Source organism: Priestia taiwanensis, from assembly GCF_014638355.1.
GTDB lineage: Bacteria > Bacillota > Bacilli > Bacillales > Bacillaceae_G > Priestia_D > Priestia_D taiwanensis.
In genome coordinates this window covers 2,208,094-2,225,899 of record NZ_BMFK01000001.1, presented here as the reverse complement: position 1 = coordinate 2,225,899, position 17,806 = coordinate 2,208,094, and the positions used below count along the sequence as shown (strand labels likewise).

General features: G+C 37.8%; 18 protein-coding genes. 14 read left to right on the top strand and 4 right to left on the bottom strand.

Features of this window, described 5'->3' with window-relative positions:
* The first annotated feature begins 47 nt into the window (after positions 1–47).
* From IEV41_RS11580 to IEV41_RS11560, 5 genes are all read left to right on the top strand, one after another.
* Positions 48–1,289, top strand: a complete 1,242-nt coding sequence (locus tag IEV41_RS11580; RefSeq protein ID WP_188388526.1) for a metallophosphoesterase family protein — start codon at positions 48–50, stop codon at positions 1,287–1,289.
* Entirely contained in the window at positions 1,286–4,186 is a 2,901-nt protein-coding gene (locus tag IEV41_RS11575; RefSeq protein WP_188388525.1) for an AAA family ATPase, read from the top strand. The genes IEV41_RS11580 and IEV41_RS11575 overlap by 4 nt, the downstream gene beginning before the upstream one ends.
* A 46-nt stretch (positions 4,187–4,232) precedes the next feature.
* Positions 4,233–5,180, top strand: a complete 948-nt coding sequence (gene yhaM, locus IEV41_RS11570; protein ID WP_188388524.1) for a 3'-5' exoribonuclease YhaM — start codon at positions 4,233–4,235, stop codon at positions 5,178–5,180.
* Positions 5,181–5,247: 67 nt separating this feature from the next.
* The gene (locus IEV41_RS11565) at positions 5,248–5,451 is read left to right on the top strand and encodes a sporulation YhaL family protein (RefSeq protein ID WP_188388523.1); all 204 of its coding nucleotides are present in this window, start codon (positions 5,248–5,250) and stop codon (positions 5,449–5,451) included.
* 104 nt (positions 5,452–5,555) lie between these two features.
* Complete coding sequence (locus IEV41_RS11560) at positions 5,556–6,275, top strand: 3-ketoacyl-ACP reductase (RefSeq protein ID WP_188388522.1); 720 nt, start codon at positions 5,556–5,558, stop codon at positions 6,273–6,275.
* Positions 6,276–6,386: 111 nt separating this feature from the next.
* Here IEV41_RS11560 and IEV41_RS11555 read toward each other — a convergent pair whose 3' ends face one another.
* Positions 6,387–7,259, bottom strand: a complete 873-nt coding sequence (locus IEV41_RS11555; RefSeq protein ID WP_188388521.1) for a peptidylprolyl isomerase — start codon at positions 7,257–7,259, stop codon at positions 6,387–6,389.
* Positions 7,260–7,464: 205 nt separating this feature from the next.
* Here IEV41_RS11555 and IEV41_RS11550 point away from each other — a divergent pair, with 205 nt between their 5' ends.
* From IEV41_RS11550 to IEV41_RS11540, 3 genes are all read left to right on the top strand, one after another.
* Positions 7,465–7,542, top strand: a complete 78-nt coding sequence (locus tag IEV41_RS11550; protein ID WP_188388776.1) for a YjcZ family sporulation protein — start codon at positions 7,465–7,467, stop codon at positions 7,540–7,542.
* A 79-nt stretch (positions 7,543–7,621) separates the two neighbouring features.
* Entirely contained in the window at positions 7,622–7,705 is an 84-nt protein-coding gene (locus IEV41_RS11545) for a YjcZ family sporulation protein (protein ID WP_188388775.1), read from the top strand.
* A gap of 206 nt (positions 7,706–7,911) precedes the next feature.
* Positions 7,912–8,256 carry a DUF1878 family protein gene (locus tag IEV41_RS11540; protein ID WP_188388520.1) on the top strand — a complete coding sequence of 115 codons (345 nt, stop codon included), beginning with the start codon at positions 7,912–7,914 and terminating at the stop codon, positions 8,254–8,256.
* A gap of 1 nt (position 8,257) precedes the next feature.
* On the opposite strand, the gene IEV41_RS11535 is transcribed toward IEV41_RS11540, so the two are convergent.
* The 3 genes from IEV41_RS11535 to IEV41_RS11525 form a co-directional block, all read right to left on the bottom strand.
* On the bottom strand, positions 8,258–8,815 hold the full coding sequence (locus IEV41_RS11535) for an HTH-type transcriptional regulator Hpr (RefSeq protein ID WP_188388519.1): 558 nt from the start codon (positions 8,813–8,815) through the stop codon (positions 8,258–8,260).
* Between the two features lie 176 nt (positions 8,816–8,991).
* Positions 8,992–9,348 (bottom strand): YtxH domain-containing protein, encoded by a 357-nt coding sequence (locus tag IEV41_RS11530; protein WP_188388518.1) that lies wholly within the window; start codon positions 9,346–9,348, stop codon positions 8,992–8,994.
* Positions 9,349–9,404: 56 nt separating this feature from the next.
* Positions 9,405–9,839, bottom strand: a complete 435-nt coding sequence (locus IEV41_RS11525; RefSeq protein WP_188388517.1) for an HIT family protein — start codon at positions 9,837–9,839, stop codon at positions 9,405–9,407.
* Between the two features lie 714 nt (positions 9,840–10,553).
* Here IEV41_RS11525 and IEV41_RS11520 point away from each other — a divergent pair.
* The 6 genes from IEV41_RS11520 to hemH all read left to right on the top strand — a co-directional run bounded on the left by IEV41_RS11520 (position 10,554) and on the right by hemH (position 17,793).
* Positions 10,554–11,291, top strand: a complete 738-nt coding sequence (locus IEV41_RS11520; RefSeq protein ID WP_188388516.1) for an ABC transporter ATP-binding protein — start codon at positions 10,554–10,556, stop codon at positions 11,289–11,291.
* Positions 11,291–12,505, top strand: a complete 1,215-nt coding sequence (locus IEV41_RS11515) for an ABC transporter permease (RefSeq protein ID WP_188388515.1) — start codon at positions 11,291–11,293, stop codon at positions 12,503–12,505. Before IEV41_RS11520 ends, IEV41_RS11515 begins: the two co-directional genes overlap by 1 nt.
* 41 nt (positions 12,506–12,546) lie before the next feature.
* Entirely contained in the window at positions 12,547–13,290 is a 744-nt protein-coding gene (locus IEV41_RS11510; protein ID WP_188388514.1) for an EcsC family protein, read from the top strand.
* A 43-nt stretch (positions 13,291–13,333) separates the two neighbouring features.
* Positions 13,334–15,460 carry a transglycosylase domain-containing protein gene (locus IEV41_RS11505; RefSeq protein WP_188388774.1) on the top strand — a complete coding sequence of 709 codons (2,127 nt, stop codon included), beginning with the start codon at positions 13,334–13,336 and terminating at the stop codon, positions 15,458–15,460.
* A gap of 339 nt (positions 15,461–15,799) precedes the next feature.
* Positions 15,800–16,846 carry a uroporphyrinogen decarboxylase gene (hemE, locus tag IEV41_RS11500; RefSeq protein ID WP_188388513.1) on the top strand — a complete coding sequence of 349 codons (1,047 nt, stop codon included), beginning with the start codon at positions 15,800–15,802 and terminating at the stop codon, positions 16,844–16,846.
* 20 nt (positions 16,847–16,866) lie between these two features.
* The gene (gene hemH, locus IEV41_RS11495) at positions 16,867–17,793 is read left to right on the top strand and encodes a ferrochelatase (RefSeq protein WP_188388512.1); all 927 of its coding nucleotides are present in this window, start codon (positions 16,867–16,869) and stop codon (positions 17,791–17,793) included.
* The last annotated feature ends 13 nt before the right edge of the window (positions 17,794–17,806 follow it).

Below are 17,806 nucleotides of genomic sequence, written 5' to 3'. Positions count from 1 at the left end.
GATACAATAAAAACAAGGATATTACACGGTGGAATGAGGTTAGACATATGGAAAAGGTAACGTTTATACACGTGGCGGATTTGCATTTAGACAGCCCGTTTAAGGGGCTTGGAACGATGTTGCACGAAAAAATTGTGGGAAAGATGAAGGAAAGCTCTTTTCACTCTTTGCATGAGATTGTAACAACAGCGATTAAGCGGAATGTAGATTTCGTGTTATTTGCTGGAGATATTTACGATAGCGAGAGTCGTAGTATACGAGCACAGGTGAAGTTTCAAGATGAGATGATGCGCCTTCAAAAAGCAGGAATAGAGGCGTATGTGATACATGGAAACCATGATTATATCGTAGCAAATCAAGCATCACTTCAGTTGCCAGATAATGTGCATGTGTTTGAAAAGCAAGAAGTAGAAGCGAAAGAGTATTGGAAGAACGGAGAACACGTTGCGAATATTTATGGATTTAGTTATGCGAGCCGTGCGGTAACGGAAAATATGACGCCGTATTATACGAGACGTGGACATGCCCCGTTTCATATTGGTATGTTGCATGGCAGTGTGGAAAGTAATACAACGCATAGTAGCTACGCCCCTTTTACAATCCGAGAGTTAAAAGAAAAGGAGTTTCATTATTGGGCACTTGGACATATACATATGCGAGAAGTGTTGTGCGAAGAGCCGCCAATTATTTATTCAGGTAATATACAAGGCCGTCACCGTAAAGAGTTAGGGGAGAAAGGGTGTTACTACGTTGAATTAACGCCTTTTGGGAGTACATATACCTTTATTCCAACTGCTTCAATTGAATGGAAACGAGTAGAAGTGAATATTGAAGGAATAGAGGATATACAGGCGTTGACGACACATTGTTCTAACCTATTGGAAGAAGAGCGAATAGAGGGAAAAGGAGTAGTATTATCGCTTCAATTTACTGGATATGGTCCAATTTCTTCATTCTTAAAAGATATAAATGAAACGACTGAATTGCTTTCGACATTAGTAGAATACGAAGAAGAGCGTGATGATTTCATAGCAATTGTTCGAGTAGATGATGCAACAACAAACTATGAAAGTCGAGAGCAGTTAAAAGAAGGCGATCATTTCATTCGTGAGCTATTAGATGTTATTGATGGGTATGAGGATGTAGATACTACCTTAACACCGCTTCTTGGGAATACTTTGGTGAAGAAAGTGCACCTTACGCTAACAGCAGAAGAAAAGGAAGAGATGATAGAAGAAGCTGAGCGGCTCTTACTAAATGATTTATTGAAGGGAGGCGGAAATAAGTGAGGATAAAGAAGATAACTGTGTACGGATACGGGAAATTGCATGATATATCGTTTGATTTGACATCACATTTGCATACATTTTTTGGAGAAAATGAGGCAGGGAAGTCGACGATACGCTCTTTTATTCGTCATATTTTATTTGGCTTTCCGACAAAGTCTCACCAAGAACAGCGATATGAACCAAAGACAGGTACGAATTACGGTGGAAGTATTGTGGTGGAAACGAAAGAACATGGTGATGTCACAATTGAGCGAGTTGGAAGAACTGCAACTGGCGATGTAACGGTTTATTTTGCTGATGGTAAGACAGCAGGAGAAGAAGTACTTTCTAAGATTTTATCTGGAATGGATAAGCAGTTATTTCAAGACATTTTTTCTTTTGACTTGCATGGTTTACAACGTATTCATTATATTGACGAAGGCGAGTTAGGAAAGTATTTATTCTCAGCGAGTATGACTGGGACGGATAAGCTAGTAGAAGTAGAAAAGAAGTTAGAGAAAGAAATGGATGCGCTGTACAAGCCAAACGGAAGAAAACCAGAATTGAACATAGAGCTTCAGCAAATGAAAGAGTTACATGAAGAGTACGGAAAGTGGCAACGTAAATTAGTTGAATATGAGCAGCTTGTAGAAACAAAGCAATATATAACAGAAGAGCTTCAGGCGCTAGCACATGAAAAAGAAAATGTGAAACGTACAATTCGTGAGATAGAAGCAATTATAACTGTTCAACCTCTGTTATTAGAAGAGAAGAAGTACACGGAATTTATACTGGAACTAGGAGAAGTAGAGCCGTTTCCAACAGATGGGATGAAACGGTATGATGCGTTACTTGCACAGCTTCAACCATTACAAGCGCAACTAATGACATATGAAAAGCGACAAGCAGAACTCATACAGGCACTTCAGACGATAGAAATAGATGAAAGTATATTGATGCAAGAAGCGATAATTCGTAAGCTCAGTAAGCAACGAGAGAAGTATGAACATTTTATGAGAGAGCGAGAAGTACTTGCTAATTCTTTACTTGGCTATAACAAACACATGGAGCATATAAAAGAAAAGACAGGAATTTCTGCTATTACAACAGTGGATACGAGTTTTCAAGTGAAAGATCGTGCGAAAGAGCTAGAAGAAAAGTACCGTTCGCTTCACGTAAAGAAACAGCAATTAGACGATAGTTTCTCTGTTGCACGTGATGAATTAGAACAGTGTGAAGCGAATGTTCGTCATATGCAAGAGAAAGTATTAAGTGACGATGAGAGACGTTTGTACGAACAAAAAGTACAAGCAACTGGTAGTATGTTTCATAGTCCTACATTTATTCAGCAATCAAAAGAGAAGCATGAACGATTAAAACAAAGTATGCAGAAGAAACATCAGCAATTGATTCTCTTTCTTGTCCCAACATGTATCGTTGCGATGTTTCTGTTTGGATATGGACTACTCAGCACACAACTAACACTTAGTCTAGTTTCTCTTGTGCTAATTGGTATGCTTTTATTTCTCTATGGCTTCATGAAGAAAGACCGAGCGGAAGCAGTGAGAGAAAGCAAGCGTGAGCTTCAACAACTAGAGCAGAGTGATAGTAGTTATGAAGAGCAGCTGAAGTTGCAACAAGATACACAATATCGTCAATTAGTAGAAGTAGAGATGTTTAAATATAAGCAAGCAGAGCGTACATATGATAATATCGTGCAGAAGTTTGAAGAATGGGAAAGACAATCTTTTGAAATAGAAAGGGAAACACGCCAGCTTTGTGTGGAAATGAATGTCCCACAAACGATGAGTGCTAGTCAATTATCATATATCATTCAACAGGTGGAAGAAGCCAAACATACGGTACACGAATGGACAGCAGGGAAAAAGAAAATGGAACTGATGGATGCTTTTTTAGACTGCTTTGAAAAAGAGGTTGCTGATATACAAATGAATATATCGCTTCGTGAAGAGGATACATTGTCTATTTTGACACTTGCTGTGGAAAAGATTGAACGAGAGAAAGAACTTTCCGAACGACGCAAAGTAATGGAAAGCAAAATAGAAGAATGGGCAGAACAAGTTACCTCACTTACATTAACGACAAGGCATTTGGAAGACGAGCTACATGACTTAATGCAAAAAGCAGAGGTTACGAATGAAGAAGCATATCGTGCGAAAGGAAAGGCGAAAGAATTGTATGATGATACGATGAAGAGTTTATCTTTCTTACGTACGCAAATATCTGCTTGTTCAGTAGAGAAAGATGTATATCTTGGTTATAATTATGATGATGAGTTGCAAACATTTGAGCAGGCATATGTATCCTTATCAGAAAAAGAGAAGGCCATTCATGAACAATTCGCAACGATGAAGGTACAACTTGAACAGATGGAACAAGGGAAAGCATACGCATCGCTTGTGCATGAGCTAGAGATAAAGAAAGCACAAGTGAAAGAGAAGATAAAGCGCTTCGGAGCATTAGCGATTGCAAAGCAAGTACTGATGGAAACGAAGCAGAAGTATCAAGAGGAACGATTGCCGCACATGATGAAATATGCGGAGGAGTATTTCCGCTTTTTAACGGACGGAGAATATGTGCGTATCTTCGCACCACTGGCGGATCAGATGTTTGTAATAGAACATCAAGATGGTCAACGCTTCTTAGCGACGGAAGTAAGCCAAGGAACGGCAGAACAATTATATTTATCATTACGTTTCGCATTGGCGAAAACGTATGAATCAGTGGAGAAATATCCACTTATTATTGATGATAGTTTTGTTAACTTTGACAAAAAACGAACAGAACGTGCGATAATGTTATTACACGAGGTTGCAAAGGAAAGGCAAGTGTTGTTCTTCACATGTCATGAACACTTGCTATCTTTGTTCCAACGTGAGACAAGAACCAATTTATAAGCATCTTTGACGAGATGAAATGATACATAAAGGTGTGGTGAAAACGATGAGTAAGAAGTTATTAGAACATGAAGTGGGCGAACAAATTGATAATTATGTCTTAATCAAATCAGTCACAAAAGGAACAGCGAGTAATGGCAATGCCTTTTTATCTGTTGCCCTGCAAGATAAGAGTGGCGAGATCGAAGCGAAGTTATGGAGTATTACGAAAGAAGATGAAGAAATATATATACCAGAAACAATTGTAAAAGTAGCTGGAGAAATTCAAAATTATCGCGGGCGTCTACAGTTGAAAATTAAAGCAATCCGTCTTGCGGGACCAAATGAACCAGTGGAATTGTCGGATTTCTTAGAGAAAGCACCACTTTCAAAAGACATTATGGTGGAGAAAATCACAGCATATATCTTTGAAATGGAAAATTCGAATATTCAACGTCTAACGAGACATTTACTGAATAAGCATAAGGATGCCTTTTTAGAATATCCAGCTGCTACGAAGAATCATCACGAGTTCGTATCTGGCCTAGCATATCATGTTGTATCGATGTTAGATTTGGCGAAAGCTATTTCATCATTATATCCGAGTTTAAATCGAGATTTATTATATGCGGGGGTTATCCTACATGATTTAGGAAAAGTAATTGAGTTATCAGGTCCTGTTTCAACGACGTATACAGTGGAAGGGAATTTATTAGGTCACATTTCTCTTATGATGATTGAAATTGGGAAAGCTGCCGAGGAGTTACAACTTGAGGGAGAAGAAGTTACAATTCTTCAACATCTTGTATTATCTCATCACGGCAAAGCAGAGTGGGGAAGTCCGAAACCACCGATGGTGCGCGAGGCAGAAATTCTTCATTATATCGATAATTTAGATGCGAAGATGAATATGATGGACCGTGCGTTAGCTCGCGTGAAGCCAGGAGAATATACAGAGCGTGTCTTTGCATTAGATAACCGTTCATTCTATAAACCAACATTTTCAGCAGAATAAGGAATATTTCATGATATGTACTCATATGGTAGAAGTAAAGAGCTTGTCTATAAAGGAGTGAAAAGCAATGGCGCTTTTACCATGGTGGGTGTATCTCGTAATTGTTGGGATTGTTGTGAGCGGATTTATGGTATTGTACACGGAGAAGAAAGAGCAAGAAATTGACGATGACTACATTGAACGTGAAGGAGAATTATATGTTCAGCGTATGCATGAAGAAAGAGAACGCCGTGCACAACAGAAAAAAGAATTAGAAGCGAATCATTTATGAGAAATATCCCGCTGTAGGAACGGCGGGATATTTCTTGTTTAGCGTGTCTGTGAAGAAAGATGTGGTATGATAATACGTGAATGCTTTATGAAGGAGAGATGTAAATGGCACAGTCATTACAAGGAAAGAATGCAATTATTACTGGTGCAGGGAAAGGTATCGGTCGCGCAATTGCAATCGCATTAGCGAAAGAAGGCGTGAACGTTGGTTTACTTGCTCGTTCAGAAGATAGCTTACAAGTGGTAGCAAAAGAAGTAGAAGCGGAAGGCGTAAAAGCAGTAATTGCAACTGCAGATGTGTCTGTATGTGAAGACATAACAAAAGCAATTGAGACATTACATGCTGGATTAGGATCGGTTGATATTCTAGTGAATAACGCTGGAATCGGGAAATTTGGTAAGTTCTTAGACTTAGAAGTGGCAGAGTGGGAAGAAATTATTCGTGTTAACTTATTAGGTGTATACTACGCAACGCGTGCAGCATTACCAAGCATGATTGAACAACAATCAGGTGATATCATTAATATTTCTTCAACTGCAGGTCAAAAAGGTGCACCGTTAACAAGTGCATATAGTGCTTCTAAGTTTGGTGTACTTGGCTTAACGGAATCATTAGCAATGGAAGTAAGAAAGCATAACATCCGCGTAACAGCTTTAACACCAAGTACAGTTGCGACAGATATGGCAATGGATTTAGGATTAACAGATGGTAATCCAGATAAAGTGATGCAAGCAGAAGATATTGCAGAATTTGTTGTGGCACAATTAAAATTAAACAAACGTACATTTATCAAATCTGCTGGATTATGGTCAACAAACCCATAAACAAAAAAGAGTGATGTTGCTTCAGGCGACATCACTCTTTTTGTATTGTGTAGTTTGTTTTAATGTGCCTACTGTGTAAGGCAACTCATCTAGTATACGAAGAAGGCTAGATTATTTCTTTTCTGCTTCTTCTGGTGCTTTGAATAGATCTTTGAAGTCGTCATCTTTTACTTCAACTTTTGCATCATCTAATTCTTTTTGGATGATTTTTTCAGCTGCGCCGTTACTATATTTTACTTGCATTGCTTGTTCCTTTGCAGCTTTTTGTTCTGCTTCTGATAACTCGCTATATTCTGTACGCTCTGTTGCTTTAATGATATGGTAACCGAATTTTGATTTTACAAGGTCACTTACTTCACCTGTTTTTAATTTTAAAGCAGCTGCTTCAAACTCTGGAACCATCTGACCTGGAACGATAGTGCCAACGTCACCGCCCTTTTCTTTTGTACCATCGTCTTCTGAATGTTCTTTCGCTAATGTTGCGAAGTCTTCACCTGCATCAACTTTTGCTTTTATTTCTTTTGCTTTTGCTTCTGCAGCCGCAGCATCTTTACCTTCTGTCTGAATTAAGATGTGACTTACTTTTACTTTTGGTGTATTTAATTCTTCTTCCGTTAAAGATTCCTCTATTGCTTTTTGAATTAATAATTGACCGTTTAAGAATTTCTTTAGAGCAGCTTCATCTTTTAGGCCAGCTTGCTTAAGGGCCATGTCAAATTTTTCACCTGTTTGCTCTTTAACTTTCTTGATTTCTTCATCAATTTCAGCATCTGTTACGTCGTATTTTTTATCAAGCACTTTCTCTGTTACTAACAGTTTCAATGTGTCACTTCCGCCAACTTTAGACGTTTTCATTGCTGTATATAATTCTTCTTTTGTTACATTTCCAGCACTTGATTCTACAACTGTGTCTGAATTATTTCCGCATGCAGATAAGACGAATAAGCTTGTACTAACTGCGATTGCAACGAATGCTTTTTTCATTATAAACAACTCCTACTAATTTTTTGATATGTATAGTTTGTGTAAACGGGTACACTTTTTTAAATATATCATATTTTTTATATAAATACGTAATTTTTCGATGAAGAAATTAACAAAATTATACTTTTGGTAGGATAGGCAATCGCATAGGCAAGGTGGACATTTCGCCATACGATATAGGGATGTACAGAAAGGGTGATGAGCGATGGGATATGAAAATGGGTTTGTGTTAGTTGTCGTGTTGTTCATTTTACTAATTATCATTGGCTGTGCGTATATTTAACACGAACAAAAGGATAAACGCCTAATCCATCTAGGGCAATTATGCATACGATATGATACAGAGAAAAGGGGGTGTTAGCATGGGTGGAGCATATGGTGGCTTTGCGTTAATCGTTGTTTTATTCATTTTATTAATCATTGTCGGTGCAGCATGGGTTTGCTAATGTAAATGGAAATGACCATACAAGCATTTGCTGCAAATAGGCAAGTGAACGTTAAGGGCTACCTTGTAATGAAGGTAGCTTTTTTCGTATGATAAAGAATAAGCAGGAGACATAATGGGAAATAAAGGTGATAGAGGAATTTTTGAATGGTACGAACGTTTGGAATGCAGTACAATAAGGATACTAAGGTGAAAGGTAGGAGCGCAATGAGGGATACATATGAAAAAAGATTGGAAACATTAGAATACCACATGTCGCTAATGATGATGATGTTAGATACGAGGAAGTTCCCTTTCTTTGCGTTAGTTGTTCAAAAAGGAGTAACGAAAGAAGAAGTGGAGCATTTATTGACGAGGTGTTCAGATATTGATCTAGAAATGGCCAAACAAAAAAGAGAAGGGCTATTGTGGTTCTATCCGCTTCTCCTGTCATTTAAAGAAGCTCTTCCTGCCAATCTCTCTTTGTTAGAAGTGATTAAAGCATTGGAAGAGCAAGGGTTATACACACAACTTATGTCCGAATTAAAGAAGTGTATGTTAGATGGGAAGTAGGTTATTTCTTATAAATTCGATCTCCTACTTCTTCAAACTCCTCTTCGATGTTCGTTAATGAACGTTCGAAAATATCAATGAAGTCTTTTCCGTAAATATGACGAAGAATCGCAATCAAGTCCATTGTATCCGGGAACTTCCCATAGAAGTCACGAATTGCAAGGGCACCGTTAAAGACTGCATTTGATTCCGGGTCATAATCCTCCATTAATTGAAGTAATAATTCTTCCCCTTTTTTTGTTATTTCGATATATGTGTTACGTTTATCGTCTTCTTTCTTTGAAAATACGAGCAAACCTCGCTCTTCTAACTTCTTCGAAAAGTTGAAAGCCGTCGATACGTGCATCACACCAAACTTTGCAATTTCCGAAATAGAAGCCCCTTTTAAATGATACGCAATTGATAAAATATGATGTTCGTTGATGTTCAAATCGTATGGTTTAATCCATTGTTGCCAATCTTTCTCAACTGACTTCCATAGTGCTTTTGAAAGTTGCGCAATACGTTGACTGAAGATTAACGCTTCTTTCATTGAATAATCCTTTTTCTCCTCATTCATCCTTTCACCCACTTTATTACAAATTTCTCCATCCCTTAGTATCTATTATGCCAGTAAAATAAAAATTAATAAAGAACTTTTGTTTGAATTATCAAAAAAATTACGAAAAAATTTTATATAGACGATATTTTAGGGCAAAAAGAAGGAGGGAATATTTATTTCCTCCTTCTTTTTGCTTATATTGTGACGTTTTTTTCTAATTGTTCGATAGAAGATTGGATGTTGTTAATCTCTTCTTGAATCTTCTCACGGTTTGGTAATGTCGTACGACTCCATTCGTTCATCGATTTTTCCACATCTGCTTTTACGTCAAGAAGAAGGTTTTTGTTGTCGGCAGCTACTTGCTTTACTTTCACTGTTAATTCTTTTCCTTCTTCTAATAAATCGTGCATTTGTTCTTTTAGTTCATTACTTTTATCTTTTAAATCAGCACGTACTTCTTTTCCGCTTTTTGGTGTTGTTAAGGCAACTGCTACTCCTGCTGCAATGCCTCCAAGTAATGCACCAATGAAAAATGTTTTTGTATTTGCCATTATTTTTTCCCTCACTTATTTGGTAGTCATACTATGCGTACTTGTTGCGAAATGAATCATTTGATTTCGCTTGCAATTGTATGCGCAATGTCTTGAAGCATGGCTGGTGTGTAATCTTGTTGATTGTTGTTCCACTTTGCTCCGAAATCATCTTTTTTCCCATATCGAGGAATAAGATGCATATGGTAGTGGAATACAGTTTGTCCAGCCTCAGCACCATTGTTATTTAGCGTGTTTAATCCAACTAGATCATACGCATTTTTAAGAGCGTTTGCAATTGTTGGTACAACAGAAAACAAGTTACTTGCGATTTCTGGTGTTAACTCGTAAAGATTTTCTTTATGTACTTTTGGAATGACAAGCGTGTGTCCTTTTGTCACTTGATCAAGAGCTAAAAAAGCAAGTACATGTTCATTTTCGAATACTTTCGCACTTGGAAGTTCGCCGTCTACAATTTTGCAAAAAATGCAATTGTCTTTGTTATGTGTCATCTTCTTCATCCTTTCTATTTTGTGACAATTTTTTCTCTACATGTCTATATGTAACAGTATTTTATCATAGGTAGAAGGCGGAATGCTACATCGTTCACGAACAGGATGTGAATAGAAAAAAGGCAGGAAGCATGATGTGGAATGCTTCCTGCCTGTATACGACACCCTTAAGACTAGACACGATTGTCAGCCAAGATGTCGGAAGAAGGAGTGTTAACTAGCACAATCATTTTATCCTGCATCGATACTGCCTTTCGTAGACACCTCATTTACAGAGAAAATTTGCTTCATTGCCTGTATCTAATTCTGCGATAAACACCTCATCTACAAAAAGATAAAAGCCACAAATTATTTGCTACTTAACGATCTTGTTCAAGCGAACCATCCCCTTATAATGTCTTCTTGTTAGAAGTATAACGGTGGTAACACACATCAAGAAATTACGAGATATACTCTCCTAGAGACACCTCATTTCTTTTAGTTGAAACAAAATCAGACAAACGTATGATGAGAAAACGATTTGTAGTCTTTAACAGACACCTCATTTCGATGAATATGGTCATCTACTGTGGTTGCGTTGTTAACTTGTTTCCCTCTTCCTCCATTATCATCTCCCGTTTTGAAAAGAATATACACAAAAAATAATAACGTTTTTCTCTGTGGAAAAGTTTGTTATGATAGAAGAAAGACAAGGTGACAAAAGGGGTAAAAATAATGAAACCTTTATTAGATATACAACACGTCACAGGTGGATATACGCGTACACCTGTCCTAAAAGACGTATCGTTTTCGATTAATCGAAAGGAATTAGTTGGTCTTATCGGATTAAATGGTGCTGGGAAGAGTACGACCATTAAACATATCATCGGTTTAATGGAACCAAAGCAAGGAAGTATTACGATTAATGGAGAATCGTTTCAAGATAATCCAACTCAGTATCGTTCACAATTTACGTTTATTCCAGAAACACCAATTTTATATGAAGAATTAACATTAGAAGAGCATTTAGAGTTAACCGCAATGGCGTATGGACTAGAAAAAGGTACATACGAAGAACGTATGCAAGCTTTATTAAAAGAATTTCGCTTAGAGAAACGCTTAAAATGGTTCCCATCTCATTTCTCAAAAGGAATGAAGCAAAAGGTGATGATTCTATGTGCATTTCTCGTTCAGCCTTCGCTATATATTGTTGATGAACCGTTTGTAGGACTTGATCCACTAGGAATTCAGTCACTTCTACAATTAATGGAGAAGATGAAAGAGCAGGGCGCAGGTATTTTGATGTCTACGCATATTTTGGCAACAGCAGAGAGATATTGCGATTCCTTTGTTATTTTGCATAACGGGGAAGTACGTGCAAAAGGAACGTTACGTGAGCTACAAGAGCAATTTGCAATGCCAGGTGCAACGCTTGATGATATTTACATAGCGCTGACGAAGGAAGAAGAATGATGGACGTACGAAGTTATTGGAAAACCCGTTTTAAGCTATTTGTGCAAGAAATTCAGAAGTATATGAAATACATGCTAAATGACCATTTGAAGTTCGTTCTTATTTTTGCGATTGGTGGGGGAGCATTCTATTACCAGCGTTGGCTTGAGACTTTACCACCTACTTTTCCAGCAGCATTTATTATTGCAGCGGTCATGGCACTCGTACTTACGAATGGGACAATTATTACATTCTTGAAGGAAGCAGATGCCGTGTTCTTTCTCCCATTAGAAGAGAGGTTAAAAGGATATTTCGCACGCTCGTTTTTCTTTACGTATCAATTGCATATTTATTTTGTTGTGGCGATGTTTGGGTTATTCATACCACTATATGCTAAGCAAATGAATGGAACGATGAATTCGGTGTTCTTATTGTTATTCATTCTTGTATTAACAAAAGGTTGGAATTTATGTGTAGCGTGGGAGAGTATGTATTTCTATGAACGAGGGCGAAAATTATTCGATTCCATACTCCGTATCGGGTTGAACTTTATACTTGTATACACGATGTTACTACCATCATTACAGTTATATACGTTTGTTGTGGTAGCTATCATGGGTGGATATTTACTATACTTATACGTCCAAACAAAGGGAAAGAGTTTACCATGGGAACGATTAATTGAACAAGAGCAGCGCCGTATGACGTTATTCTACCGCGTAGCAAATATGTTTACTGATGTCCCGCACATGAAAGGGCGAGTAAAGCGAAGAAAGTGGTTAGATGTTTTTGCACGTGGAATAACCTTTTCGCAAAAGGAAACATATTCGTATTTGTATGTGCGTACGTTGTTACGGAGTGGGGATTACGTAGGTGTATACATTCGTTTAGTAGCTGTTGGTATTATATTACTGGTGGTTGTTCCGAATCAGTATGTACAAATAACAATTAGTGTACTGTTTGTTTATTTAATTAGTTTTCAATTACAAACATTATGGTATCATCACCGCCATGTTATTTGGCTTTCACTATACCCAGTAGAGGAAGTACGAAAACAAGAAGCGCTATTACGCCTGATGTGGAAGGCGATGCTTATTGTTAGTATCCTCTTTGCCAGCACGATAATGGTAGCAACAAGTATTGTACTTGGTGTTGTTGCCGGGGCATGTAATCTTATGTTCGGCTATATGTACACGTATTTGTATGTGAAGAAGAAGACGAAGCCCCTTGTTTAATGAGCAAGGGCTTTTCTTTCATTTAAAAGGGGGAAATGAGGATGACGCCTTATGAAAGAACTGTACAGAAAGAATTAATGAAGTGGCAGAAGAAAATGTTGAAAAAATCGTCTTTTGTGAACCGAATATCAAAACGTATGCAGACAAAAGTACAAACGATGATTCCTGAAAAGGTACAACGTATGCTAACAGAAACAATTAAGCGGATGACACAAGTAATGTTATTTGGCTCAAATATTACAACGATTAAAAAATGTGAAGAAGGGCTTTCGTTGGCAGATCGTGATATATTAGTTGAACAAAAATTAAAAGAATATACGAAAGTTGCTGTTGTCGAAGGTGCAGGAACAGGTGCTGGTGGCATTATGCTAGGCTTAGCAGATTTCCCTCTTCTTCTTGGCATCAAAATTAAATTTTTATTTGATGCAGCAACGTTATATGGCTTTGATACGAAACAGAAAGAAGAGAGGTTATTTATTCTTCATATCTTCCAATTAGCTTTTTCCAGTGATGAACATCGTCACCGTGTGTTTCAAACAATTGATGAGTGGGATAGCAAAAAATATGAAATAGAAGAAATCGATTGGGAGAAATATCAGATTGAGTATCGAGACTATATTGATTTTATTAAAATGTTGCAACTCGTTCCTGGTATTGGGGCAGTTGTTGGTGCGTATGCCAACTATCAATTATTGGATAGACTGGGAGAATACACAATGAATTGTTATCGAATGCGCATACTAAAACAAAAAATGTTACATATTGGAAAGGTAAACGATGAATAATAAGCGAACAACGAAGAAGATTGTTTCTGAAAAGAACATGAAAATGAAAATGATAAAGAAAATACTCATTGGTGTAGCTGCTGTTATCGGCGTATTCGTTCTATCCCTTGTTGGATATATGACGATTATTTTTCTTGGTGATTACGGAATTGATGAGAAGAAACTTGTCTTTCCATCTGCTACGAAGTTAGTCGATGAAAGCGGAAATGAAATATCGAAGCTATACCGAGAAGATAGAGAACTAGTGGCCATTTCAGATATTCCAGCTCATGTGCAGCAAGCATTCGTTGCTGTAGAGGATGCAAGATTTTATGAGCATAGTGGAATTGATTTGAAGGCAATCGCACGCGCCGTATACAAAGATATATTGGCAAGGGCAAAAGTCGAGGGTGGAAGTACCATTACTCAGCAATTAGCGAAGAACGTCTTTTTAACAAATGATAAGTCCCTTTTACGAAAGACAAAAGAATTAACAATTGCGCTTAGTTTAGAGAATAAGTACACGAAAGATCAAATCCTTGAAATGTACTTAAATCACATTTATTTCGGACACGGTGCATACGGTATTCAATCTGCATCAAAGACGTATTTTAATAAGGATGTCTCGGAACTTACAGTGGACGAAGCGGCTGTTCTAGCAGCGTTACCGAAAGCACCAAATTCGTATTCGCCTATTAAGAATCCAGATAAAGCGAAAGGTCGCCGTGATGTTGTCCTATCGTTAATGGCGAAGCATGGCTATATCACTGCAGAAGATGCAGTCCGTTACCAAGGAAAGACGATTGCAGTACACCCGAAACAACTGCAAAAAGAACCTGCATTTGCAACATATACGGATATGATTATTCAAGAAGCGGAAGAGAAGTATAGCTTATCGTATGATGAATTGTTAGAAGGTGGCTATACGATTGTCATACCGTTAAATACAAAAGCACAAAAAGCCGCATATGAAGAGTTCAAAAATCCAAAGAACTTCCCAGGAAAAGATGCGAATGCAGAAGGTTCGTTTGTCTTAATGGACAGCAAGACGGGAGGTATTCAGGCTGCTATTGGTGGTAGAAATTATGAGAATCGTGGCTTAAACCGTGTGTATGTGAAGCGTCAGCCAGGGTCAACGATGAAACCACCGCTTGTATATGCGCCAGCGCTTGAAACCGGTGAATATACACCTTATTCGTTGTTAAGAAATGAACAAATGACATTTGATGAGTATAAACCACACAATTACGATAATCGTTATTCGACGGATATTACAATGTACGATGCAATCAAAAATTCGACGAATATTCCAGCTGTCTGGTTGCTGAATGAAGTAGGGATTAAAGAAAGCAAAACGTATTTAGAGAAGATGGATATGGGGATAGATGATAATGGTCTAAGTATTGCTCTTGGTGGGTTATCAGAAGGATATAGCCCACTGGAGATGGCGAAAGCATATCGTACATTTGCAGAAGGCGGTAAAATGGTTGAACCATATGTCATTAATGAAATTCGTAATCGCCACGGAGAGATTGTCGGAGAACATGACAAGAAAGAAGTGGATGTGTATTCGAAACAAACAGCTTGGCATATGACGCGCATGTTAGAAGCAGTCGTGAAAGAGGGAACTGCCAAAGCAGGTACATATAATGGTGCATTAGCTGGGAAGACGGGATCAACGAATATTCCTGGTATCAAAAATGGAATGAGAGATGCTTGGTTTGTTGGGTATACACCAAATCTCGTAGGTGCAGTCTGGATGGGATATGATAAAACAGACGATCAACATTATTTAGTAGGTGGCAGTAATTATCCAACGACAGTGATGAAAAATATTTTATCAGAAATAGATGCGGATGCTACACCAGCCTTTGCGAAGCCAGATGATGTAGAAGAGTTAGATGCACCGATTCGTCTTGATTTACTCAAAGATGTAGAAGCAGATTTAACATTCACACCACTTGGATTATTTACAGCAAAAATAACATGGACGCCACTTCCGGATGAGCGTGTTGAATATCGTGTGTACCGTGTAGACGGAGAAGAAGCGAAGTTAGAAGGTTCCGTAACAGGAGAGGGACATTACGAGGTTTCGTTCGTAAATGCATTCCGTCCACCTTCCTTTTACGTCGTACCATACAATCCACAGACAAATCAAGAAGGAGAGAAGTCGAAGGTAGTAACTCCATAGCTCTAGCTAATAAAATGAATTTTCATCGTGTAGCTAGAGATTCAATGATAGCTACATATAAATAAGATAAACAAAGGAAGGAGTTTTCTCATTTAGTAAGCGATTATACATATGAGAAAACTTTTTCTTCTTAACAGTATCTTTTTGACATCGTATGTAATTTAAATGATTTTCTCTGTTATTTTTGATATGATTGTAAGGGGTTTCTATTATTTTTCTATACATTTTGTCAATTTTCGGAACATTTAAGTGAATATATATACATTTCCTACTTTCAAACGTATAGTTAAATAGCTAAATATATGTTTCAGGGATATTGAAGAAGAGGGGTACACAGAAATGACGAGAGAGTTTAATGATACATTTTTAAAGGCATGTCGTGGGGAACAAGGCGACCATGTACCTGTATGGTTTATGCGACAAGCAGGGCGTTCACAGCCAGAATACCGCAAAATTAAGGAGAAATATTCTCTTTTCGAAATTACACATCAACCTGAGTTATGTGCATATGTAACGAAATTACCAGTAGACCAATATAACGTGGATGCTGCGATTCTATATAAAGATATTATGTCTCCGTTACCAGCTATCGGAGTAGACGTAGAGATTCAATCAGGAGTAGGTCCTGTTATTCATAATCCAATTCGTTCACTTCAAGATGTTGAAAAATTAGGAGAAATCACACCAGAAGAAGATGTACCATACGTATTAGATACAATTAAATTATTAACGAAAGAAATGTTAAATGTACCGTTAATCGGTTTCGCTGGTGCACCGTTTACTGTTGCAAGCTATATGATTGAAGGTCGTCCGTCAAAGAGCTACAACAAGACGAAAGCATTTATGTATGCAGAGCCGAAAGCATGGTTTGCGCTAATGGATAAGCTTGCTGATACGACAATTACATATATTAAAGCACAAGTAGATGCAGGTGCAAAGGCGATTCAAATTTTCGATTCATGGGTAGGAGCATTAAATGTAGCAGATTACCGTTACTATATTAAACCAACGATGGACCGTATATTCTCTGAGTTACGTACATGCAACGTACCGCTTATTATGTTCGGTATTGGAGCTAGTCACTTAGCGAAGGAATGGCATGACCTACCGCTTGATGTTGTTGGATTAGATTGGCGTTTACCAATTTCACAAGCACGTGAAATTGGTATTACAAAGACGGTTCAAGGGAACTTAGATCCAGCGTTATTATTAGCGCCGTGGGATGTTATTGAAAAGCATGCGAAGGCAATTTTAGACCAAGGAATGATGAGCCCTGGTTATATCTTCAACTTAGGACACGGAGTATTCCCAGAAGTAAATCCAGAAACATTGAAGCGTCTAACAGCATTTATTCATGAATATTCGGCAACAAAGTTAATGAAATAAGGATTAGGTTGGGTGATAGCATGAAAAAGAAAATGGGTTTATTAGTCATGGCATACGGTACGCCATATAAAGAAGAAGACTTAGAACGTTATTATACACATATTCGCCGTGGTCATAAGCCGTCGGATGAGATGGTACAAGAGTTAAAAGAACGTTACGATGCAATTGGTGGTATTTCACCGTTAGCACGTATTACGCTAGAACAAGCAGAAGCGTTAGAAGCGAAATTAAATAGCATGCAAGATGAGATTGAATTTAAAGCATATCTTGGTTTGAAACATATCGAGCCGTTTGTAGAAGATGCGGTAGAAGCAATGAAACGTGATGGTCTAACAGAAGCAGTAAGCCTTGTGTTAGCACCACATTATTCAACGTTTAGTGTGAAATCATACAATGGTCGCGCGCAAGCAGCAGCTGAAAAAGTAGGAGATCTTGTGATTCACGAAATCGATAGCTGGTATACAGAGCCCAAGTTCATCGACTATTGGGTTGAGCAAGTGAAAGATACATATGCGAACATGCCAGTAGAAGAGCGTAAACAAGCGGTATTAATTGCATCTGCACATAGTTTACCAGAGAAAATTTTACAATATGGTGATCCATATCCAGAGCAATTAAAAGAAACAGCACGTTTAATCGCAGAGAAAGCAGGCATTCCTCATTATGAAATTGGTTGGCAAAGTGCAGGAAATACACCTGATCCATGGATTGGACCAGACGTGCAAGATTTAACAGAAGAATTGTATGAAAAAGAAGGATACAAAGCATTCGTTTACATTCCAGTTGGATTTGTAAGTGACCATTTAGAAGTGCTATATGATAACGATATTGAATGTAAGATCGCGACTGACAAAGTTGGTGCAACGTATTACCGCCCAGCAATGCCAAATACGCATCCACTATTTATCGAGTCATTGTCAGATACAGTATTGAAAAAAGTGATGTAAGTAAGAGAAGGAA

Coding starts and splice junctions, on each gene's coding strand:
- IEV41_RS11580 (WP_188388526.1), top strand. CDS start 48: ATGGAAAAGGTAACGTTTATACACGTGGCGGATTTGCATTTAGACAGC.
- yhaM (WP_188388524.1), top strand. CDS start 4,233: ATGAGTAAGAAGTTATTAGAACATGAAGTGGGCGAACAAATTGATAAT.
- IEV41_RS11565 (WP_188388523.1), top strand. CDS start 5,248: ATGGCGCTTTTACCATGGTGGGTGTATCTCGTAATTGTTGGGATTGTT.
- IEV41_RS11560 (WP_188388522.1), top strand. CDS start 5,556: ATGGCACAGTCATTACAAGGAAAGAATGCAATTATTACTGGTGCAGGG.
- IEV41_RS11555 (WP_188388521.1), bottom strand. CDS start 7,259: ATGAAAAAAGCATTCGTTGCAATCGCAGTTAGTACAAGCTTATTCGTC.
- IEV41_RS11550 (WP_188388776.1), top strand. CDS start 7,465: ATGGGATATGAAAATGGGTTTGTGTTAGTTGTCGTGTTGTTCATTTTA.
- IEV41_RS11545 (WP_188388775.1), top strand. CDS start 7,622: ATGGGTGGAGCATATGGTGGCTTTGCGTTAATCGTTGTTTTATTCATT.
- IEV41_RS11540 (WP_188388520.1), top strand. CDS start 7,912: ATGAGGGATACATATGAAAAAAGATTGGAAACATTAGAATACCACATG.
- IEV41_RS11535 (WP_188388519.1), bottom strand. CDS start 8,815: ATGAATGAGGAGAAAAAGGATTATTCAATGAAAGAAGCGTTAATCTTC.
- IEV41_RS11530 (WP_188388518.1), bottom strand. CDS start 9,348: ATGGCAAATACAAAAACATTTTTCATTGGTGCATTACTTGGAGGCATT.
- IEV41_RS11525 (WP_188388517.1), bottom strand. CDS start 9,839: ATGACACATAACAAAGACAATTGCATTTTTTGCAAAATTGTAGACGGC.
- IEV41_RS11520 (WP_188388516.1), top strand. CDS start 10,554: ATGAAACCTTTATTAGATATACAACACGTCACAGGTGGATATACGCGT.
- IEV41_RS11515 (WP_188388515.1), top strand. CDS start 11,291: ATGGACGTACGAAGTTATTGGAAAACCCGTTTTAAGCTATTTGTGCAA.
- IEV41_RS11510 (WP_188388514.1), top strand. CDS start 12,547: ATGACGCCTTATGAAAGAACTGTACAGAAAGAATTAATGAAGTGGCAG.
- IEV41_RS11505 (WP_188388774.1), top strand. CDS start 13,334: ATGAAAATGATAAAGAAAATACTCATTGGTGTAGCTGCTGTTATCGGC.
- hemE (WP_188388513.1), top strand. CDS start 15,800: ATGACGAGAGAGTTTAATGATACATTTTTAAAGGCATGTCGTGGGGAA.
- hemH (WP_188388512.1), top strand. CDS start 16,867: ATGAAAAAGAAAATGGGTTTATTAGTCATGGCATACGGTACGCCATAT.